Consider the following 19,563-nt stretch of genomic DNA (forward strand, 5'->3'; position numbering starts at 1 on the left):
TTCCGAGGACAAGGACACCCGATCCCGTGAACAGCCCGACGAACCCCATCTACCGGAACGCCATCGCCGAGCTCGGCACGGTCTTCGAGCGCATCGACGATGCCAAGGTCGACGCGGCCGTCGAGGCGATCGCCGGCGCTGGAACGACGGTCGTCTTCGGCGGCGGCCGCGAGCGCCTTCAGATCATGGGCTTTGCCATGCGCCTCTATCACATGGGCGTTCCCGTCGCGGTCGAGGGCGACATGACGACGCCTCCGGTCGGGTCGGGCGATCTCTTCCTCCTGACCGTCGGGCCCGGCGAGATCTCCACCGCCGTCGCGCTGATCGACGTGGCGAAAAAGGCGGGCGCCAAGGTCCTCGCGATCACGGCGCAGCCGGAGGGCCGGGCCGCCCGGATGGCCGACGAGGTGCTTCTCCTGCCGGCCCAGACGATGGCGGACGACCAGGGGACGGCGCGCAGCTCGGTCCTGCCGATGGGCTCGCTCTACGAGGGCGCGCTCTTCGTGCTCTTCGAGGTGATGATCCTGAAGCTGCGCGACCGGCTGAACGTCACGCCCGAGGCGATGCGCGCCCGTCACACCAATCTCGAATAGGATGCGGCTCGCGCCGGAACCACCGAAGGCCGGAAGCGCTCCCAGCGACGCATTTCTCGATCGGTTCGCCGCCCTTCCCGCCGGCTACAGCGAAGGCCTCTATCGCGGCCGGCGCTATGGCGTGACGGTGCGCATGTCCGAGGACGGGCGGCGAAGCTGGCTCTTCGGCGAGGCGCTCGGCGGCGGCGACCACGTCAGCTGCAATCTCTACCGCCTGGGGGAGCGGACCCTTCTGAAGCCCTGCGAGATGGCGCCGGACAAGGTGATCGACTTCGTCCTGGCTTTCCAGCCTGTGGGCCAGCCGGGGGTCCGGCCGGCCATCCCGGCGCCGCAGGTTCGCGCCGATCGAAAAGCGTGAGAGGATCGAGCCGCCGCGACAGGACGGTCGCGGCGGGTTTCGGGAGGCGTCGATGGGCGACGAGCATGATCATTCGCATGGGCATTCAGCGTCACACGATCCTGCGGCGGGCGAGCCGCGCTGGAAGCATGACGGCATCCGCGTCATCAGGGGCGACGCGCTGGACGCCAACACGCCGCAGACGCCGGGCATGTTCCGGCAGGCCGCGATCAACGCCGCGCGCGTCGGGGCGCAGAAGATCTGGGCGGGCACGGTCAGCATCGCGCCGGACGCCAAGACCGGCGTCCATCATCACGGCGCGCTGGAAAGCGTGATCTACGTCGTCAGCGGACGGGCGCGGCTGCGCTGGGGCGACCGCCTGGAATTCGTCGCGGAGGCAGGGCCCGGCGACTTCATCTTCGTGCCGCCCTACGTGCCGCACCAGGAGATCAACGCCGACCCGACCCAGCCGCTGCAATGCGTCCTGGTGCGCTCGGACAACGAGGCGGTGGTGGTCAACATCACCGATGTCGATCCGGTGGAGAAGCCCGAGGAGGTCTACTGGACCGACCCCATTCACTCCCATCCCTGATCGGCCGGAGGGAAACGCGCGGGACCATCCGCGGAGAGCTTTGTACGGTTTCGTACGCTCGCCTCGCTTCGTACGGTTTCGTCTGGAGCGGGCTCGGGCCGTTGATGCCGGAAGGACTGTCGCTCTACCAAGGCGGAATGGGGAACGAGAAGGGCCTTGGGAGCGGGGATGGACCAGCCGAGCGAACGCCCGCCGCGCGATCTCTCGCCGGGCGACATCCGCTGCCTGCAGGCGCTCGCAGCCGGCGGATCGGAGACGACGCCGAGCCTGGATCTCGGCCTCGAGCCTGACCTCGGGGAGCAGGCGATCGACCTTTACCTTGCCTCGCTCTACCGCAAGCTGGGAACGCGAAGCCGGACGCATGCCGTCGCCATCGCGCTCTACGAAGGGATCATCCGGCTGGGAACCGCCTGAGAGCGCCGCGGTGCAGCCGGGCGGGCTCGATCAGTTGGCCGTGGCCGGCGCGGCCCACGAGCCGCCGATCAGCCGATCGTAGGCGCGCTCCGGTATGCCGTAGCAGGCACCCGCGATCTCCTCGAGCCGGACCCGGTCGCGGATCTGCACCCGGGCGCGCGTGGCCTTGATCGCCCCGAGGCCTTCCAGAACGTGGATCTCGTTCGTGACCCCGGCCCGACGGACACCCAGCATGAGCGACAGAAAGTCGTGAGTGAGCGGAAGGTCCGCGCTGTCCAGCCGGTCGTGGCACATCAACAGCCAGCGGGCGAGCCGCTCGTTCATGTTGAAGCGTCCGTTGGCCAGGGCCGACTGCGCGAGCTGGATCTGATAGGTGTAGACATAGCGGCGCATCAGCCTGTCGAGGGCGCGATCCTCCTCCATGGCCTGAAGGAGATGCGTCGCCAGGATGCGATAGCCCGAGCCCGCGACCTGCATGAAGGTCCCGTTGGAGGTGCGGTCGACGTCGAGGACGAGATGGATGGCGGACATGCCCTCCCGGCCGATATGGCCGACCTCGATCTGCTCGTTCTCCTCGCCGCCGGAAAAGGCGATATTGGAGCCCAGACCGCTTTCGAGAAAGATCAGATGCGACGTTGCTTCCCGAGGCTCGACGAGCACCGTCTTCAGGGGAAGCTCGACGTGCTCCAGATGCGGCTGGAGCTTGGCGAAGCTCTGGGGGGAAACCGCCTGCAAGATGCGATTCCTGCACGCCTTTTGCATCGGCAACGACATGAGGTTCCCCCTCGTCGGGGAGAGCCCGCGCTCATTACTGAGTCCGCAGTAATTTCGGCTTACTGCATTCAATATCGTGGCAGTGGGGGTGAGATACCAGTAAACAGATGAATAGTCAGCGGACGGTTCCGCCATTCTGCCTTCTGTACGTTTTTTACATTGTTCCCCATTTACCCAGTGATAAGCTTTGAGCGCTGTTGAGAAAAAAGGCCGCAGAGTGCGCTACTTCTTCCACATTCGCCATCACGACGAGATCGTCAGGGACATGGAAGGCGCCGAACTCGAGGACGCCGAGCTGGCGCGGCAAGAGGCCGTCCAGTGCGCCCGCGACATCATCGCGGAGCGGATCAGGACCGGAACGCCGCTGCACGTGGACACGACCCTGGAGGTGCGGGACGCCGAAGACAGGGTCGTTCTCCTGCTCTCCTTCGCCTCCGTCCTCCTGACGGGCATGACAGCGTCCGAGCCCGTTCTCGACCGCGGCGGGCACCCGCCGCTCTCCGCCAAGGGCTTTCGCCGCCGCCAAGCGCACTGAAAGCCCGATCCGCCCCATCCCTATCGAAGACGGTTCAGCCGGTTCGTCAGATGCACCTGACACTCGGCCAGACTGGCGGCGATGGCCGGGCACTGGTCCCGGCCGAAGGCCCGGACGAACTCCTCCTCCAGCTCCCGCCTTGCCTCCAGAAGCTGGCTTCGAGCCTTCAAGCCTGCGGGGGTAATGCGCACGAGCGTGCGGCGGGCATCCCGGACGTCGCCGATCCGCTCGACCATTCCCCTGGCGACCAGACGATCCATCATCTTGGACACGGTGGACGGCCGGATCGAAAGCTGGTCGGCGATCGCGGAAATGGTGATGCCCCGGGCGTCCGCCGCGAGCAGAAGCTCGTCCTGCCCGTTGTGGAAGCCGAGCTTGGCGAGCTTGATTCCGTGGAGCGCGCGCATCGATTTGGAAATGCCGATCAGCAAAGGCACGATATCGGAATCGGCGGAACCGATAGGCTCAAAAGCGGTCATCATCCGTCATCCGTCTTGAAAAAACGAGTTCGCATTCGTCAGTCTTCCTTTGTATTCCCGGACATGGATTTCACCAAGCGAGACATCGCCAAATGTCGAAACGGCCTGCGTCGCATAAGGGGTCCGCGGCAGTCGCACGGCCTGACACGACGAGATCGGCAAGGGGCGCGGCGCGTTCGGCAGGTCCGTGCCCGCGTGTTTCGTGACGCTGTGAACGCGCGGGATCGAGCGGGCCCGGCGATCCTCATACCGCGGACGACCTGCCGCTCGACGCCGGGAGCGGCCCGGCTCTACGTCGCCGGCCTGTCGTCGTTCGGGCGGGCGCCCGGTCGATCGCCTCTTGCGCAAGCCGTCCTCTCGCCCTCCTGATGGGCCGACCGCGACCGCGCCGAAAAACGCCGCCGGGCTCGCCATCGGGTTTGCCCCCGCGTCCGACGCAGAAGGAGAACGGGATGAGCGACATCGGCCATCGCGAGCATCAGATGTTTCCGGTGCTGGACGCTGCCCAGATCGCCTCGGCCCGGCGCTTCGCCAGCGGGGCGGAGCGGGTCTTCGGGCCCGGCGAGACCATCTACGAGATCGCCGCGACCGGCGCGCCCGCCTGGCTCATCCTCGCCGGCGCGATCGACGTCGTGCGCCGGGACGGGCTGAGCCGCGAGGCGCCGATCACCCATCACGGGGTCGGCCAGTTCACCGGCGAGGTCGCGCAGCTCGCCGGGCGGCCCTCGCTGGTCGGGGCGCATGCCGGGCCGGAAGGCTGCACCGCCCTGCCCTTCGATCCCGCGCATCTTCGCGCGCTCATGGTCGGCTCGGCCGATGTCGGCGAGACCGTAATGCGGGCGCTGATCCTGCGCCGGGTCGCGCTGATCGCGGAGGGCGGCGCCGGGACGATCCTGATCGGGGCGCCCGGCAGCCGGGAGATCGTGCGCCTGCAGGGCTTCCTCACCCGCAGCGGCTTTCCCGTCCTGACGCTCGATGCCGATTCCGACGACGAGGGGCGCGCGCTGATCGAGCGGGCGGGGCTCGGCGCCGACGACCTGCCGCTCGTCGTCTGCCCGAGCGGCGCGATCCTCAAGCGGCCGAGCGACCGCGACGTGGCGGCCTGCCTCGGCATGACGCCGGCCTTCGATCCCGCCGAGATCTACGACGTCGCCGTCGTCGGGGCGGGACCGGCGGGGCTCGCCACCGCCGTCTATGCGGCCTCCGAAGGCCTGCGGGTCGTCGTCCTCGACGCGCAGTCGACCGGCGGCCAGGCCGGCGCCTCGTCGCGGATCGAGAACTATCTCGGCTTTCCCACCGGCATTTCCGGCCGGGCGCTGGCCGGCCGCGCCTTCAACCAGGCCCTGAAGTTCGGCGCCGAGATCGCCGTTCCCGTCGAGGTCGAACGGCTGGACTGCACCGAGGCGGGCCTGTCGCTCGTCCTGTCGGACGGCCAGAGCCTGCGCACGCGCTCCGTCGTCATCGCGTCCGGGGCCCATTACCGAAAGCCGGATCTGCCCGATCTCGCGCTGTTCGAGGGCGCCGGCGTCTCCTATTGGGCCTCGCCGATCGAGGCCCGCCTTTGCGCGGGCGAGGAGATTGCCCTCGTCGGCGGCGGCAATTCGGCGGGACAGGCGATCGTCTTCCTCGCCCCGCAGGTGGAACGGCTGCATCTCGTCGTGCGGCGCGCGCTGTCGCAGACCATGTCGCGCTATCTCATCGAGCGCATCGAGAGCCTGCCGAACGTCACGATCCACCAGGGCTACGAGGCCGTGCAGCTGGAGGGAGACGCCGCGTCGGGCCTTCGCGCCGTCACCTTCGAGGGCCGCGGGGGCGAAGCGCCCCTTCGCATCCCCTTGCGCCATCTCTTTCTCTTCATCGGAGCCGATCCGAATGCCGCCTGGACGAAGGACTGCGTCGAGACGGACGCGAAGGGCTTCGTCGTGACCGGCCGATCCAGACTCTCGCTGGAGACGAGCGTGCCCGGCGTCTTCGCGGTCGGAGACGTGAGGGCGGGGTCCACCAAGCGGGTCGCGGCCGCCGTCGGCGAAGGCGCCGCAGTGGTCGCCCAGATTCACGCGATGATCGCCGAGCAGGCGGCCGGGACGGCGGCACCCGTCAGTTGACGGGTCCGTCGACGTCGAGATGGCTCATGGACGTGTCGGGGGAGCCTTTGCGCGAGCGCATGAAGGCGACGGTGCCGAACCAGAGCGCGACGCCGATCGCCAGGAGGATGGCCGCGACGAGATACTGGACGGGATCGCGGCCCGTCCAGGGACCGACGAGAAAGGCGCAGGACAGGGCGCCGAGAACGGGCAGCGCGGTCGGGGTGCGGAAGTGCTTGTGGGGCACCTTGTCCTTGCGCAGCACGAGGACGGCGACGTTGACGACGGTGAAGACGCCGAGCAGCAGCAGCGCCGTCGTGCCGCCGAGAGCGGGAACTTCGCCGACGAAGGTGATGAGGCCGACGGCGAGCAGCGTCGTGAAGAGGATCGCGACATGCGGCGTGCGGCGGCCGCGATGCACCCGGCCGAAGATGCCCGGCAGCACATGCTCGCGGCTCATCCCGTAGACGAGGCGGCTCGCCATCAGCATGTTGATCAGCGCGGAATTGGCGACGGCGAACATGGTGATGACGCCGAAGATGCCGATCGGAAAGCCCGGCGCGCCGGCCTGGACCACCTTGAGGAGCGGCGTATCGCCCTCGCCGAGTTCGGCGGCCGGCACGAGCGTGATCGCGGAGATCGAGACGAGCACGTAGATGAGGCCCGTGACGAGCAGGCCGCCGAGCAGCACCTTGGGGAAGATGCGCACGGGGTCCTTGGTCTCCTCGGCCATGTTCACCGAATCCTCGAAGCCGACCATGGCGAAGAAGGCGAGCGTGGTGGCCGTGATGACGCTCCAGAACATGCCCTTGTCGCCCGCCGGCTCGAAGGTCCAGATCCGCGACACGTCGCCCTGCCCGCCCATGATCGCCCAGAGGCCGATCGTGATGATGATGAGGAGGCCGGTCAGCTCCACGAGGGTGAGGACGACATTGGCCTTCACGCTTTCGCCGACGCCGCGGACGTTGACGATGGCCACCAGCGCCATGAAGGCGAGCGCCGTCAGCGTCACGTCCCATCCCGCCAGATCGAGGTCGAAGGCGGCTGACATATTGGCGGCGAAGGCGCGGCTCGCCGTCGAGGCGGAGGTGATGCCCGAGGCCATCACGGCGAAGGCGATGATGAAGGTGACGAAATGGATGCCGAAGGCCTTGTGCGTGTAGAGCGCGGCGCCGGCGGCTTTCGGATATTTCGTGACGAGTTCGAGATAGGAAAAGGCGGTGAGAAGCGCGACGCCGAAGGCGACGAGGAAGGGCAGCCAGACGACGCCGCCGACCTCGGCCGCGACCTGGCCGGTCAGCGCGTAGACGCCCGTTCCCAGGATGTCGCCGACGATGAAGAGGAGAAGGAGCTTCGGCCCCATCACCCGCTGAAGACCCTCGTCGCCCGAGCCGACCCCTCCGGCGCTCCCGCCCTGAACCGCGTTCACCGACATGCCCTGCCCTCCCAAACGCTACAGACCCTTTGGCGGAAACATGTCGCTCCCTACATAAAAAGACAGTGATCCGGCCCGGCTTCGAGGAACGTTTCCGCCCGTCTCGAGCGCGGCGGGCTCGGGGGCTCCTCCGCGGACGACGCTCCGCTCGCGGGACGCATGCGGGCCCGCGAACGCCGATCTTGCCGAGGTCTGTCGCTTTCCCGCGCCGGATACCCCATATGCGGGCGACGCATTCACCGACAGGAGCGCAAATGAAAAAGCCGAACTTCGATTTCGAGCGTCGCGAGCGCGACAAGGCCAAGGCCGCCAAGAAGGCCGAGAAGGCCGCGGCCAAGGCGTCCAAGGGTCCGGCCGATGCCGGCGCGGACGGGTCCGAGGCATCGGAGCCGACATCCAGCGCCGAGACGACGACCTAGAACCTGTCAGGTTCGCGCTGAACCAGACGGGCTCTCGATTCCTTTGTCGTCGTTTGTCTTTTCGGGATAACCGGCTCCCACCTATCCCTGACAAACTCTAAAATCAGTCCATCGGGAATTCAGACATGTCGAATAGCAAACCTGCGGGCAAGGGTCCGAAGACGGCGCCCGGCGAGGAGCCGTACGAGGCCGATGCCTTCGCCAAGAAGTACGGCCTGCCCATCGGCGAGGCGAAGACGATCATCAAGCGATACGGCCCGTCCCGCAAGAAGCTGGACTCGCACATGGCGGCCCGGGACGCCTGATCCCGGACGCCGCGCGCCCTGGCGATCCGCTGGATGCGCAAGGCGGCGCTGTGTCATCGCCCGGCGGCGCGCAGGGGTGCTTCGGTTCGGGATCGCAAGCACTCGCCGCCGCCCGGAGGGATCGCTCGAGATCTCGCCATCCCCGAACGCTTCCCGATACGGTCGGGCCGGACGGGATCAGGCCTCGCGCCCTCCCACATGCCGCGCCAGTAGCGCCCTGACGCCGACGCGCGCCTTCAGCCGCGCGGCCATGAGATAGGTTCCGCCGAACTTGCGCTGGAGAAACAGCGTATCGGTCGGCGGCAGGCGCCAGCCATCCCGCTCGCCGGCAAACTCCAGGCCCTCCTCGCGCAGTCTCCTCAGATAGTTCGTGTCGCCGAAGTCGAACGTGTCGGAGGCCAGGAGCGGCCCCTTCGCCGTGTCGAACATGGCCATGACCTTCTCGCGATGGCGCTGGGGCACGGCCCCGTCGATGAGGCCCAGCGCCGTCAGCGCCGCCTCGGCGGCGCCGCGATCGTCGGACAGGCCGGCCGCGGCGAGCACCCGGCACCCTTCGGAAAAGCCCGGCTCGAAGGCGCGCGTCGCGCCGAAATCGAGAAGCACGATCTGCCGCGTCGAGGGATCGTAGCGGTAATTGGCAAGGTTCGGATCGGTCTGCATCAGCCGGAAGTCGAAGAGTTCGCGCAAGGCCAGGTCGATCAGCAGTCCCGCGATCCGGTCGCGCTCCTCCTGCGGCGCGGCGTCCAGCGTTTCGATCGGAACGCTCTCCAGATAGGACATGGCAAGGACGTTCGTGCCGGTGAGATCGCGATGCACGGCGGGGAGCCTGAAGTTGTCGTCGTCCCGCAGCAAGTCCCCGAAGCGGTCCAGGCAGTCCGCCTCGCGCTCGTAGTCGGCCTCCTCGCGCAGCTGCCGCTTGGCCTCGCCGAGCAGAGGCGCGATGTCGAGATGGCGCGGCACGATGCCGGACATGCGCAGGAGCGTCGCGACATTGTCGACGTCGCTGTCGATGCTGCGCCGGACGCCGGGATACTGGATCTTGATCGCAAGGTCCCGCCCGTCTTTGGTGCGAACGCGGTGGACCTGACCGATCGAGGCGGCGGCGATCGGCCGGAACGGAAAGCGTTCGAACCGGTCGAGCCAGCCCGGCCCCCATTCGCGATCGAGCACCGACTGGAGCTGGCGGACCGGCATCGGCTCGGCATCGGCGCGAAGCCTTGCCATGATGGCGGAGAGTTCGGGCGGCAGGATGTCGCCGGCCTCCATCGACAGAAGCTGGCCCATCTTCATCGCCGCGCCCCGCAGATGCGACAGCTGCTCGGTCACGCGCAGGACATTGCCGGGGGTCAGGAGAAGGTCTTCCAAACGGGGCCGCTCCCCGCGAGCCAACTGGCGCGCCCCGTCGAGCAGCATGCCGCCGGCGAGCCCCGTCGCCATGCCGCCCAACCGGGCAAGCCGCGAGAGGCGGCGGCTGGGCACGGCCGAGCCGCCGGCGGAGGGAAAGCGAGGCGCCACGAGAACCGGCCTTTCGAGACGTGGCCCCTTGCGGCCACCCTTCCCGATTGCGGCCCGGACTTCGTCCCCAGCGAGGCGAGGCGCTGCGGCGCATCGTAACACCCGGGCGAGGCGGCGGTGCGCCTAACCCGAACGTCGCCGACGACGAGCCTCGGTGTTTCTTTTGCGAATGCTTCGAGCCTCGAACGCAGCTCATATCAACGGCCGAGGATGCCGACGCATCCGGCCGTCGGCATCAATGCAGGCGGCGGCGGATGACGTGGCGCTGCAGCGGGATGTCCATGCGCACGTCGTGGAACTGCCCCGCCATCTTCACCTCGGCGGCCGCCATCTCGCAGAGTTCCAGAAGATCGTCGCAGCAGGCCAGAGCCAGCGCTTCCTCTTCGTCCATGCTGCACTTGGAAAGCGCGTTCACGACTTCGCTGTAGGTCATCGCCGGGTCTCGCAGACAAGGACGGGGTTGTTAAGGATCATCCTGGCCCCCGATCCTTGGGCCGGACTGGAGGCGCCTCCATCCGGGTCTGGTTGAGCGGCGGCGGAGCCTTATCTCGGGACGTGTCGCAGCCGACCGGATCGGTCGGAGGGCTGCCGGCGAGGAGACGTCCACGATGAGATTTGGAACGCGCAACAAGCTCTTCGCGCTGATCGCCGGCGGCGTCGTCGTCCTTGCGGGCGTCGTCGCCATCGGGGTCCGCCAGTTCGACGGCGAACTCGAGGTCGTCGACCGGCAGGAGCGCTGCGTCGCCATCGTCCGATCCGCCCATCCCGACGGCGCCACCGACACCGAGAAGCAGCAACTGGCCGAATGCCGCGCGGAAGGGTGGCAGCCCCCGCCGCTGTGAGAATGCCGACCCGGCATTGGAAAGACACAAGGCCTTTGAGCTGCCGTGCTCGTCTCTTCTTTCGGGAAGGCTGCGACGACAGCAACGCGGCCCCGGCGCGCTCTTCCTACTTGCGATGGCACGCCGTTTCCGGCCGAGCGCTCCCGCCTGCCGTCACCGCCGGGGAACGGAAACCGCGCGCCCTGCCCATAGGAAGCCTTCGGTCCTTTTCCCCGATCTACGGCCAAGACCCGAAGATTTGGCGACGCAACGTCGAGATCGACAACCGACCATGAGAAAGAGCGAACTTCGGTTTTTTCCTATGTTGCTAAAGATCGGCGGCCGCCTTATTTTGCGACGAGAAGATTGATTTGGATACTACGGGACACAAGGATTTTAGAATGGATTCGGAAAACACTTTCGACCAGGCGATGATGCTCGATCAGACGATCCATATCGTTGCGGCCTATGTCAGCAACAATCGCGTGGCGGAAGCCGATCTTCCCGCGCTGATCTCCTCCGTCTTCGCGGCGCTGACCTCAACGACGACCGCGGCGCAAGCCGTTCCCGAGCCGGAACCTCTGGTTCCCGCGGTGCCGGTGAAGAAGTCTGTGACGGACGACTACATCACCTGCCTGGAAGACGGAAAGAAGTTCAAGTCGCTGAAGCGTCACCTCATGACGCATTACGATCTGACGCCCGACGCTTACCGCGCCAAGTGGAAACTTCCCGCCGACTATCCGATGGTGGCGCCGAACTATGCGGCCGCCCGCTCCGCTCTTGCCAAGACCATGGGCCTCGGCCGCAAGCCGGGCGAGCGCACTGCCGCCGAGCCCGCGCAGAAGGCGCCGAAGGCCCGCGCATCCCGCAAGCAGCAGGAAGCCGCCGAGTAACGATCGCAAGGATCGAGATCGCGCCGCGAAGGGTCTCGGACACGCAAGTGTTCGGCGGCCTTCGCGGCGTCTTCCACGGCCGGATGCACCGACGACACGGGCCGTCGGCAGGAGGCGCCGTCCCATGTTCGATGCCTGCGAATGGCTGAACGAGCCGAAGTCCTGGTCGCTCGGCGAGGATGGGCTCGATGTCGTCACGGACGACCGGACCGACTTCTGGCGCGAGACCCATTATGGCTTTTCGCGCCATAGCGGCCATGTCTTCGGCCTGCAACGCAGCGGTCCCTTCACGGCTTCGCTGCGGGTGCGTGCCGCTTACGAGCATCTCTACGATCAGGCCGGGCTGATGGTCCGGATCGACGAGGCCCACTGGATCAAGGCCGGCATCGAGCTGTCCGACGGCGCCGCCTGCCTCGGCAGCGTCCTAACAGTCGGGCAGTCGGACTGGGCGACCGGGCCTTTCGCGGGCGATCCGACCGACATCTTCCTGCGCGTCACGATCGGCGAGGGCGTGCTTCGCCTGCAGGCCTCGGGCGACGGGACGACGTGGCCGCTCGTGCGGCTGGCGCCCTTTCCGCGCGCCGAGCGCTACTTCGTGGGGCCCATGTGCTGCACGCCGGAGCGGAGCGGGCTGAAGGTCTGCTTTTCCGACTTCAAGGTCTCTGCCCCCTTGGGCAAGGATCTGCACGACCTCACCTGACGCCCCTCCCTCACCGACTTGTCCGGTCGCCTCGACACGCTCCGGGCAGGAGCGGATCGAACGGGGACACCTCGCGTCCTATCCCGGCTCGGCGAAGAGAGCCCGAATTCGCCGCTCGCTTTGCTGGAGAAGACGGAAGGCTTCGTATTTGCGTCGATGGAAGTCGGCGGCCTGCGGGTTGGGATGGATCGTGGCGCCCCGATGGCACATGGCGACGGCGGCGGCCGCCAGATCGGGCACGGCGCCGGAGGCGACGGCGCCCAGCATGGCGGCGCCCAGAAGCACGGGCTCCGGCGTCTGCGGCAGCGCCACGTCGAGCCCGGACGCGTCCGACAAGATCCGGCGCAGCAGCTGCGAGCGCGCGGCACCGCCGGAGACGACGATCGTCTCGAAGCTCACGCCTTTTTCGCGATTGGCCTCGATGATCTGCCGCGTGCCGTAGCAGAGGCCGCAGAGCACGGCGACGAAGAGGCGGGTCAGATCCTCTTCGTCGGCGGCAAGGGTCAGGCCCGCCAGAACGCCGGTCGCATGCGGATCGGCCTCCGGGGCGCGGTTGCCGAGAAGCTCGGGCACGACATGGAGGCGGCCCGCCAGTTCCGCCGCCGCGTCGATCGAGCCGGCGAGACGGATCGCGTTCGCCTCCAGACGGTCGAAGATCGTGGCGCCCTCCGCCGTTGCAGCCTGCAGCGTCGCGGCGTGGGCGGGATGGAGCGCAATCAGGTGGTCGAGCGCCGCGCCATAGGCGGACTGGCCGCCCTCGAGCAGCCAGTAGCCCGGCAGCATCGCGCCGAAATAGGGGCCCCAGACGCCGTCGACGAAGACCGGCTCGCGCGTCAGCGCCATCGAGCAGAGCGAGGTGCCCATGATGAGCGCCAGTTCCGATGCGGGATCGGCGGCGCTCCCGTCGGCACCGGCGGCGCCGAGCGTGCCGACGCCGCCGGCATGGGCGTCGATCAGCGAGGCGCCGACGGGAAGGCCGGGGCGAAGGCCGAGATCGTCCGCGGCTGCCGCGGTGAGGCCGTTGCCGAGGGGCGTCGCGATATCGACGATCCGCGATCCGATGCGGGCGAACCCGTCGAAGGCGAGTTCGCCGAGGCCGATCGTCTCGAAATAGTCGCGGTCCCAGCGGCGCTCATGCGCCAGATAGGTCCATTTGCAGGTGACGGTGCAGACGGAGCGTTCCGCAGCTCCGGTCGCGCGGAAGGTGAGAAAATCGGCGAGATCGAAGAAATGGGCGGCCTTGGCGAAGGTCTCCGGCTGGTTTTCCTTCAGCCAGAGCAGTTTCGGCGTCTCCATTTCCGGCGAGATCGTGCCGCCGACAAAGTCGAGCACGGCATGGCCGGTCGCGTTGATCCGCCGCGTCTGGTCCATCGCGCGATGGTCCATCCAGACGATGACGTTGCGCTCGGGCTCGCCGCTCGGGCCGACGGCGAGCGGCCGTGCCTGCGCGTCGAGGACGACGAGCGAGCAGGTCGCGTCGAAGCCTACTCCGCGAACGCTCGTGGGCGACACGCCGGACGTCGCCAGCGCCTCGCGGACGGAGGCCGAGACGGCCTGCCAGATATCCTCGGAGGACTGCTCGACGATATCGCCGGCCTCCCGCCACATTCGGATCGGGCGCTTCGCCACCGCGACGAGCCGTCCCGCTCCGTCGAAGAGCCCGGCGCGCGCACTGCCCGTGCCGACGTCGATGCCGAGGAAATGGTCGTTCATGGGATGCCGTTCCGCTTGCTTTCCCGGCCCTTTCGGAGGGACGGTCGCGGCAGGATATCGGCCGACGAGCCTTTGCGGCAACGCCGTCCGCGCGGCATCGACGGCTTTTCGCCGAAGAGACGAGGCCGACGCATCGCTCGCCGCCTCCAGAGCCGCGCTTGGCCCCGCCGCGACGGGGCCGCTTGCTCTCGCGGCGTGGGAGATCGATAAGGGCGCTGTCCGGCCGGCTCTTCGCGGCCGATCCGCAACCGTTTTGAAGCGGCGCCATGCTCTCCCGATTCTTCGCCTACTACCGGCCCTATCGCGGCCTGTTCCTCGTCGATTTCTGCTCGGCGGTCGTCTCCGGCCTTCTCGAGCTCGGCTTTCCCATCGCGGTCGCCCTCTTCATCGACGACCTCCTGCCGAGCGGGCGATGGGACCTCATCGTGCTCGCCTCGCTCGGGCTTCTCGCCGTCTACGTGCTCAACACAGGGCTGATGGCGGTCGTGAACTACTGGGGCCACATGCTCGGCATCAACATCGAGACCGACATGCGGGCCAAAGCCTTCGACCATCTGCAGAAGCTCTCCTTCGCCTATTTCGACAACCACAAGACCGGACATCTCGTCGCGCGCCTGACCAAGGACCTGGAGGAGATCGGCGAGGTCGCCCATCACGGGCCGGAAGACCTCTTCATCGCGATCATGACCTTCATCGGGGCCTTCCTCCTGATGATGTCGGTCAATGTGGAACTCGCCCTCATCACCGCCGTCATCGTGCCCTTCGGCACCTATCTGACCGCGCGCTACGGCGGGCGGATGACGCAGACCTGGCGCTCGATCTACGGCAGCGTGGCCGACTTCAACACGCGCATCGAGGAGAATGTCGGCGGCATCCGCGTGGTGAAGGCCTTCGCCAACGAGGACCACGAGCGCTCGCTCTTCGCCGTCAACAACGGGCGCTACCGGGCGCGCAAGCTCGACGCCTATCGCATCATGTCGAAGACGCTGACGCTGAACTACCTCTCGATGCGCCTGACGCAGGTCGTCGTCATGGTCGCGGGAACCTGGTTCGTGATCTCGGGCTCGCTGACGCAGGGCGGCTTCGTCGGCTTCCTCCTCCTCGTCAACGTCTTCTTCCGCCCCGTCGAGAAGATCGCCTCGGTCATCGAGACCTATCCGAAGGGTGTCGCCGGCTTCCGCCGCTATGCCGAGTTCATCGACACCGCGCCGGACATCGAGGACCGTGCGGACGCCGTCGCGGTCTCCTCGGTTCGGGGCGCGATCCGCTTCGACCACGTGACCTTCGGCTATACGCCGGAGCGCCCCGTCATCTCCGATCTCAGCTTCCAGATCGCGGCGGGCGAGACGGTCGCCTTCGTCGGCCCATCGGGCGCGGGAAAGACGACGATCTGCTCGCTCGTGCCGCGCTTCTACGAGGTCTCGTCGGGGCGCATCCTGATCGACGAAGAGGACATCCGCGCCATGACGCTCGCCTCGCTGCGGCGCCATATCGGCGTCGTGCAGCAGGACGTCTTCCTCTTCGGCGGCTCCATCCGCGACAACATCGCCTATGGCCGCCTCGGCGCCACGGAGGACGAGATCCGAGAGGCGGCCGAGCGGGCGCACCTGACGCAGACGATCCTGCGCCTTCCCGGCGGCTTCGACACGATCGTCGGCGAGCGCGGCGTGAAGCTCTCGGGCGGGCAGAAGCAGCGCCTGTCGATCGCCCGCATGTTCCTCAAGAACCCGGCGATCCTCATTCTCGACGAGGCGACCTCGGCGCTCGACATGGAGACGGAGCGCGCCATCCAGACCTCGCTGCAGGAGCTCTCGGCGGGCCGCACGACGCTGATCATAGCCCACCGGCTCGCCACCATCCGCCACGCCGACCGCATCATCGTCGTCGACGAGAACGGCATTGCCGAACAGGGCCACCACGAGGACCTTCTCGGCGCGGGCGGGCCCTATCGCCGCCTGCACGACGCGCAGTTCTGAAGGCCCCCTTCGTCCGGCGAAGCCGCAATGTGGCAAAACCGTGACACAGAGATCTGAAACGCCGAGCCGAAGGACCTGCCGACGCCGCCCGAGCGCCTGTAATGTTGACTCCTACTATCATGTTACATACCGACGGGCATCGCCTTGATTTCAAAGGAGCCTCCGGTGAGCCCAGTCTCTCGTGCCCATTCCGCTCGCCGACTCGCCGGCCGAAGCCGCGCTCTTTTGACATCCGGCGCCGCGCTCTGCGCGCTCACGGCGGCGACGGTCGGGGCGGGGGCCCAGACGAGCGAGCCGATCGTGCTGGAGACCGTCACGCTCGAAGGCAGCGGCTCCGGCGCCACGACCGGCGCGGCTTCGAGCGGCGTCACCACGCCGGCGGGCGCGACCAGCGCGCTGAAGGGCGCCGGCTCGCAGCGCGCGACCCCGCAGGTCGTCTCCGTCGTCGGCCGCGACCAGCTGGACAAGCGCGACGTGCAGACGGTCGACGAGGCGACGCGCTACTCCGCCGGCATCCAGGGGCAGAAATACGGCTCCAACAATCGCCTCGACTGGTTCAACATCCGCGGCTTTCCCGCCGAGGCGGACGGTCTCTTCCTCGACGGGCTCGCGCTCTTCTCGACCGCCTTCTCCTCCTGGCGCGTCGATCCGACGACGCTCGACCGCGTCGAGATCCTGCGCGGCCCGGCTTCCGTGCTTTACGGCGGCTCCTCGCCGGGCGGCCTCGTCAATCTCGTCTCCAAGCGCCCGACCAAGACGAAGCAGGGCGAGGTCGAGGTCGGCGTCAACGAATGGGGCCAGGGCTACGTCTCGCTGGATTCCGGCGGGCCGCTCGACGAGCAGGCGATCTGGTCCTACCGGCTGAACGCCAAGCTCTTCGGCGGCGACCAGTATGCCGAGGAGGGCGACGAGTTCGAAGGCGTCGTCGCGCCCAGCATCAACTGGTCGCCGGACGCCGACACGAGCGTCACCGTCTACGGCTACTACCAGAACGACGATTCCAACAACACGCCGGGCTTCCTGCCCTATGTCGGAACCGTCGTTCCCGCCGCCTACGGCAAGATCCCGCGCGACTACTTCTCCAGCGAACCCGGCGTCGACACGTTCGAGCGCGATCAGGCGATGATCGGCTACGAGCTGGAGCATAAATTCAACGAGACGTTCACGGTCCGCCAGAACGCGCGCTACGCCCATCTCGATTCGACCTACCGCGTCGTCTACGGCTTCGGCTACGCGCCGGGATCGACGACCGACATCAACCGCATCGACTTCCTGACGACGCCGAACGCGGACTCGTTCAACATCGACACGCAGGGCGAGGCGCGCTTCGACACGGGCGCCGTCGACCATGTGCTCCTCGGCGGCATCGACTATCGCCGCTTCGAGATCGACGACTTCCAGGCCGTGGGCAGCCTTCGCCCGATCAACGTCGTGAACCCGGTCTACGGGCTGAATGCCGGGCCGATCAACCCGCCCTATATCGACAACGTCCAGACGCTGAACCAGACCGGCCTCTACCTTCAGGACCAGATGACCTACGACAAGCTCGTGGTCACGCTGAACGGCCGCTACGACTTCCTCTCCAACGATCTCGACAACCAGCTTGCCAATGGTCGGGACGCCTCCTCGGACGAGGGCGCCTTCAGCGGGCGGGCGGGCGCGGCCTATCTCTTCGACAACGGCGTCACGCCCTATGTCAGCTATTCCCACTTCTTCACGCCCGTCGTCGGCATCAATGCCGACACCAACGCACCGCTGGAAGCGGGCGACGGCGACCAGTACGAGGTCGGCGTCAAGTATCAGCCGGCCGATCTCGACGCGGTCTTCACCGCCTCGCTCTTCGATCTGACGCGCAGCAAGGTCGTGACCAGCGCGATCATCGACGGCATCACGCGCAGCGTCCAGACCGGCGAGATCCGGTCGCAGGGCGTCGAGTTCGAGGCCAATATCGGTCTCGGCAACGGCTTCAGCCTGCTCGCCGCCTTCACCGCAATGGATCTGGAAGTGACGCGCTCCGGCGAGCTCGATCTCGGCAAGGTGACGCCCGCCACGCCCGAGGAGTTCGGCTCGGTCTGGCTCGACTACACGATCCAGTCCGGCGCGGCCGAGGGCCTGAGGCTCGGAGCCGGCGTGCGCTATGTCGGCGACTCCTATGCCGACCGCGCCAATGCCTTCAAGGTGCCGGACTACACGGTGGTCGATGCCGCCATTTCCTACGAGAAGCCGACCTGGCGCGCCCAGCTGAACGCCTCGAACCTCTTCGACAAGGAAACGGTCCAGTGCGGACCGGACGCCAATTCCTGCTTCTACGGCGACGCGCGCAAGATTTCCGCGAGCCTCGCCTACAAGTTCTGACGCGAAAGCTGAAAAGGGCCTGACGCCGACGGGATTTCCCCTCGGCGTCCGGCCCTTTTTTTTCGTTCGCGGTCCAGGTTTCAGGCGCTCGTCGTGGCGAAGGAGGCGGCGACCTTGGCGGCGCCTTCGGAGAGGACGCGCTCCAGCGCGGCGCGGACCGCTTGGCGGAAGGGACCGGAGGCCGGAAGGTCGGCGCCGAAGACCTCGGCCATGCCGAGATAGGCTTCGAGCAGCCCGTCCGCGGTGCGCCGTCCGGCGGTCGCCGATGCGATGGCCGAGGCCAGGGGATCGCGCACGTCGATCGCCTGGCCGCCCTCGCCTTCGCCGGTCGCGTAGACCATCCAGGCGGCGAGCCCGAGCGCCAGCCGATCGAAGCTCTGTCCGGCGGCGAGCCGGTCGCGGATCGTGCCGAGCAGGCGCTGCGGCACCTTCTGCGAGCCGTCCATGGCGATCTGCCAGGTGCGGTGGCGCAGCGCGGGATTGCGGAAGCGCTGGAGAAGCTCAGCGCGATAGGCGGCGAGATCGAAGCCGGGCAGGACGGGCAGCGTCGGCGAGACCTCCTCCTCCATCATGCCGGCGAGAAGCTCGCCGAAGCCCGGCGCGCCCATCGCGTCGGCCACCGTCTCGTGGCCGGCGAGATAGCCGAGATAGGCGAGCGTCGAATGGCTGCCGTTGAGAAGGCGCAGCTTCATCAGCTCGAAGGGCTCGACCTCCGCCACGAAGGTCGCGCCCGCCGCGCCCCAGTCGGGCCGCCCGGCGGTGAAATGATCCTCGATCACCCACTGCGAGAAAGGCTCGCCCATCACCGGCCAGCGGTCCTCGACGCCGAGAGCGGCTTCCACCAGCGCCCGGTCGGCGTCCGTCGTCGCGGGGACGATGCGGTCGACCATGGTGGAGGGGAAAGCGACCTCGCGCTCGACGAACTCGCCGAGATCGGGACCGCGCAGGGCAGCGAAGCGGGTGACGACGCGGCGGACGGTCCGCCCGTTCGAGGGGAGATTGTCGCAGGAAAGGACGGTGAAGGGCGGCACGCCCGCCGCATGGCGGCGCGCCAGCGCCTCGACCAGGAAGCCGACCGCCGAACGGGGCGCTTCCGGGTGCGCGAGATCGTGGACGATGTCGGGATGGGTCTCGTCGAGCTCGCCCGTCGCGGGGCGGTGGCAATAGCCCTTTTCCGTGACGGTCAGAGAGACGATGCGCGTCTCGGGCGCCGTCATCGCGGCGAGAACGGCGGCGGGGTCCTCCGGCGCGACCAGCGAGGCGCGGATGGCGCCGATCACCTCGAAGCGGTCGCCCGAGCCGTCGCGGACCGCCACGGTGAAGAGCCCGTCCTGCGGCGCCAGCGCGTCCCGCGTCTCGGGGCTGCGCAGCGAGACGCCGGTGATGCCCCAGGCGGGATCGGCACCCAGCACATGCTCGGTGTAGACGGCCTGATGGGCGCGGTGGAAGGCGCCGAGGCCGAGATGGACGATGCCGGTCCGCAGCGTCGCGCGGTCGTAGGAGGGGCGGCGGACGCTCTCGGGAAGGCCGGCGAGCGCCGTGTCGGATAGGCGGGTCATGGATAGGTCCTCAAGATCGTCGTCGTGCTGCGGCGGAGCGGGCGACGGCCGCTCCGCCGCAACC

The 19,563-nt window shown here is 67.8% G+C and carries 20 protein-coding genes; 13 read left to right on the forward strand and 7 right to left on the reverse strand.

The genetic code is table 11. From position 1 onward, the window contains the following. Positions 1-26 precede the first annotated feature (26 nt). The 4 genes from ASG62_RS08550 to ASG62_RS08565 all read left to right on the forward strand — a co-directional run bounded on the left by ASG62_RS08550 (position 27) and on the right by ASG62_RS08565 (position 1,936). On the forward strand, positions 27-593 hold the full coding sequence (locus ASG62_RS08550) for an SIS domain-containing protein (protein WP_056687855.1): 567 nt from the start codon (positions 27-29) through the stop codon (positions 591-593). Between the two features lies 1 nt (position 594). After that, positions 595-951 (forward strand): hypothetical protein, encoded by a 357-nt coding sequence (locus ASG62_RS08555; RefSeq protein ID WP_056687858.1) that lies wholly within the window; start codon positions 595-597, stop codon positions 949-951. A gap of 52 nt (positions 952-1,003) precedes the next feature. After that, on the forward strand, positions 1,004-1,522 hold the full coding sequence (locus ASG62_RS08560; protein WP_056687861.1) for a cupin domain-containing protein: 519 nt from the start codon (positions 1,004-1,006) through the stop codon (positions 1,520-1,522). Positions 1,523-1,690: 168 nt separating this feature from the next. Then, positions 1,691-1,936 (forward strand): hypothetical protein, encoded by a 246-nt coding sequence (locus ASG62_RS08565; protein WP_056687863.1) that lies wholly within the window; start codon positions 1,691-1,693, stop codon positions 1,934-1,936. Positions 1,937-1,966: 30 nt separating this feature from the next. Here ASG62_RS08565 and ASG62_RS08570 read toward each other — a convergent pair whose 3' ends face one another. Further along, positions 1,967-2,671 carry a Crp/Fnr family transcriptional regulator gene (locus ASG62_RS08570; protein ID WP_320409367.1) on the reverse strand — a complete coding sequence of 235 codons (705 nt, stop codon included), beginning with the start codon at positions 2,669-2,671 and terminating at the stop codon, positions 1,967-1,969. 256 nt (positions 2,672-2,927) lie between these two features. Here ASG62_RS08570 and ASG62_RS08575 point away from each other — a divergent pair, with 256 nt between their 5' ends. Beyond that, a complete protein-coding gene (locus ASG62_RS08575; RefSeq protein WP_056687869.1) occupies positions 2,928-3,245 on the forward strand; it encodes a DUF6894 family protein in 318 nt (105 codons plus the stop codon). 20 nt (positions 3,246-3,265) lie between these two features. Here ASG62_RS08575 and ASG62_RS08580 read toward each other — a convergent pair whose 3' ends face one another. Beyond that, positions 3,266-3,727 (reverse strand): MarR family winged helix-turn-helix transcriptional regulator, encoded by a 462-nt coding sequence (locus tag ASG62_RS08580; protein ID WP_056687872.1) that lies wholly within the window; start codon positions 3,725-3,727, stop codon positions 3,266-3,268. 449 nt (positions 3,728-4,176) lie between these two features. On the opposite strand from ASG62_RS08580, the gene ASG62_RS08585 reads away from it, so the two are divergent. Continuing rightward, positions 4,177-5,829 carry an FAD-dependent oxidoreductase gene (locus ASG62_RS08585; RefSeq protein ID WP_056687874.1) on the forward strand — a complete coding sequence of 551 codons (1,653 nt, stop codon included), beginning with the start codon at positions 4,177-4,179 and terminating at the stop codon, positions 5,827-5,829. Here the strand turns inward: ASG62_RS08585 and ASG62_RS08590 are convergent. Next, on the reverse strand, positions 5,822-7,243 hold the full coding sequence (locus tag ASG62_RS08590) for an APC family permease (RefSeq protein WP_056687877.1): 1,422 nt from the start codon (positions 7,241-7,243) through the stop codon (positions 5,822-5,824). The two genes, ASG62_RS08585 and ASG62_RS08590, sit on opposite strands and share 8 nt — an antisense overlap. Before the next feature lie 254 nt (positions 7,244-7,497). Here ASG62_RS08590 and ASG62_RS27170 point away from each other — a divergent pair, with 254 nt between their 5' ends. Beyond that, positions 7,498-7,662, forward strand: coding sequence for a hypothetical protein (locus tag ASG62_RS27170; protein WP_164470460.1), 165 nt, complete (start codon positions 7,498-7,500; stop codon positions 7,660-7,662). Between the two features lie 125 nt (positions 7,663-7,787). Further along, the gene (locus tag ASG62_RS08595; protein ID WP_056687880.1) at positions 7,788-7,967 is read left to right on the forward strand and encodes a DUF3606 domain-containing protein; all 180 of its coding nucleotides are present in this window, start codon (positions 7,788-7,790) and stop codon (positions 7,965-7,967) included. Between the two features lie 177 nt (positions 7,968-8,144). Here the strand turns inward: ASG62_RS08595 and ASG62_RS08600 are convergent, their stop codons facing one another. Together ASG62_RS08600 and ASG62_RS08605 are read right to left on the reverse strand one after the other, a co-directional pair. Next, a complete protein-coding gene (locus tag ASG62_RS08600) occupies positions 8,145-9,482 on the reverse strand; it encodes an ABC1 kinase family protein (RefSeq protein ID WP_056687883.1) in 1,338 nt (445 codons plus the stop codon). 235 nt (positions 9,483-9,717) lie between these two features. Beyond that, complete coding sequence (locus tag ASG62_RS08605) at positions 9,718-9,915, reverse strand: hypothetical protein (protein WP_056687886.1); 198 nt, start codon at positions 9,913-9,915, stop codon at positions 9,718-9,720. A 175-nt stretch (positions 9,916-10,090) separates the two neighbouring features. Here ASG62_RS08605 and ASG62_RS08610 point away from each other — a divergent pair, with 175 nt between their 5' ends. The 3 genes from ASG62_RS08610 (at position 10,091) to ASG62_RS08620 (ending at position 11,896) form a co-directional block, all read left to right on the forward strand. Then, positions 10,091-10,324, forward strand: coding sequence for a hypothetical protein (locus tag ASG62_RS08610; RefSeq protein ID WP_056687889.1), 234 nt, complete (start codon positions 10,091-10,093; stop codon positions 10,322-10,324). Between the two features lie 380 nt (positions 10,325-10,704). Further along, on the forward strand, positions 10,705-11,196 hold the full coding sequence (locus ASG62_RS08615) for a MucR family transcriptional regulator (protein WP_056687891.1): 492 nt from the start codon (positions 10,705-10,707) through the stop codon (positions 11,194-11,196). Between the two features lie 124 nt (positions 11,197-11,320). Next, on the forward strand, positions 11,321-11,896 hold the full coding sequence (locus ASG62_RS08620; RefSeq protein ID WP_056687893.1) for a DUF1349 domain-containing protein: 576 nt from the start codon (positions 11,321-11,323) through the stop codon (positions 11,894-11,896). A 78-nt stretch (positions 11,897-11,974) separates the two neighbouring features. Here the strand turns inward: ASG62_RS08620 and ASG62_RS08625 are convergent, their stop codons facing one another. After that, entirely contained in the window at positions 11,975-13,609 is a 1,635-nt protein-coding gene (locus tag ASG62_RS08625; protein WP_056687896.1) for an FGGY-family carbohydrate kinase, read from the reverse strand. Between the two features lie 266 nt (positions 13,610-13,875). Here ASG62_RS08625 and ASG62_RS08630 point away from each other — a divergent pair, with 266 nt between their 5' ends. Further along, a complete protein-coding gene (locus tag ASG62_RS08630; RefSeq protein WP_056687899.1) occupies positions 13,876-15,585 on the forward strand; it encodes an ABC transporter ATP-binding protein in 1,710 nt (569 codons plus the stop codon). Between the two features lie 165 nt (positions 15,586-15,750). Beyond that, on the forward strand, positions 15,751-17,940 hold the full coding sequence (locus ASG62_RS08635) for a TonB-dependent siderophore receptor (protein WP_162245971.1): 2,190 nt from the start codon (positions 15,751-15,753) through the stop codon (positions 17,938-17,940). 80 nt (positions 17,941-18,020) lie between these two features. Here the strand turns inward: ASG62_RS08635 and ASG62_RS08640 are convergent, their stop codons facing one another. Beyond that, on the reverse strand, positions 18,021-19,499 hold the full coding sequence (locus ASG62_RS08640; RefSeq protein WP_056687904.1) for a mannitol dehydrogenase family protein: 1,479 nt from the start codon (positions 19,497-19,499) through the stop codon (positions 18,021-18,023). Positions 19,500-19,563 lie beyond the last annotated feature (64 nt).

The sequence above is a fragment of the Aureimonas sp. Leaf427 genome (genome assembly GCF_001425485.1).
Lineage (GTDB): Bacteria > Pseudomonadota > Alphaproteobacteria > Rhizobiales > Rhizobiaceae > Plantimonas.

Excerpts from the sequence above, each read along its gene's own strand:
- ASG62_RS08590 (WP_056687877.1), bottom strand. The coding sequence starts at position 7,243 with ATGTCGGTGAACGCGGTTCAGGGCGGGAGCGCCGGAGGGGTCGGCTCG.
- ASG62_RS08565 (WP_056687863.1), top strand. The coding sequence starts at position 1,691 with ATGGACCAGCCGAGCGAACGCCCGCCGCGCGATCTCTCGCCGGGCGAC.
- ASG62_RS08630 (WP_056687899.1), top strand. The coding sequence starts at position 13,876 with ATGCTCTCCCGATTCTTCGCCTACTACCGGCCCTATCGCGGCCTGTTC.
- ASG62_RS08625 (WP_056687896.1), bottom strand. The coding sequence starts at position 13,609 with ATGAACGACCATTTCCTCGGCATCGACGTCGGCACGGGCAGTGCGCGC.
- ASG62_RS08620 (WP_056687893.1), top strand. The coding sequence starts at position 11,321 with ATGTTCGATGCCTGCGAATGGCTGAACGAGCCGAAGTCCTGGTCGCTC.
- ASG62_RS08555 (WP_056687858.1), top strand. The coding sequence starts at position 595 with ATGCGGCTCGCGCCGGAACCACCGAAGGCCGGAAGCGCTCCCAGCGAC.
- ASG62_RS08585 (WP_056687874.1), top strand. The coding sequence starts at position 4,177 with ATGAGCGACATCGGCCATCGCGAGCATCAGATGTTTCCGGTGCTGGAC.
- ASG62_RS08640 (WP_056687904.1), bottom strand. The coding sequence starts at position 19,499 with ATGACCCGCCTATCCGACACGGCGCTCGCCGGCCTTCCCGAGAGCGTC.
- ASG62_RS08610 (WP_056687889.1), top strand. The coding sequence starts at position 10,091 with ATGAGATTTGGAACGCGCAACAAGCTCTTCGCGCTGATCGCCGGCGGC.
- ASG62_RS08580 (WP_056687872.1), bottom strand. The coding sequence starts at position 3,727 with ATGATGACCGCTTTTGAGCCTATCGGTTCCGCCGATTCCGATATCGTG.
- ASG62_RS08605 (WP_056687886.1), bottom strand. The coding sequence starts at position 9,915 with ATGACCTACAGCGAAGTCGTGAACGCGCTTTCCAAGTGCAGCATGGAC.
- ASG62_RS08615 (WP_056687891.1), top strand. The coding sequence starts at position 10,705 with ATGGATTCGGAAAACACTTTCGACCAGGCGATGATGCTCGATCAGACG.
- ASG62_RS08560 (WP_056687861.1), top strand. The coding sequence starts at position 1,004 with ATGGGCGACGAGCATGATCATTCGCATGGGCATTCAGCGTCACACGAT.
- ASG62_RS08595 (WP_056687880.1), top strand. The coding sequence starts at position 7,788 with ATGTCGAATAGCAAACCTGCGGGCAAGGGTCCGAAGACGGCGCCCGGC.
- ASG62_RS27170 (WP_164470460.1), top strand. The coding sequence starts at position 7,498 with ATGAAAAAGCCGAACTTCGATTTCGAGCGTCGCGAGCGCGACAAGGCC.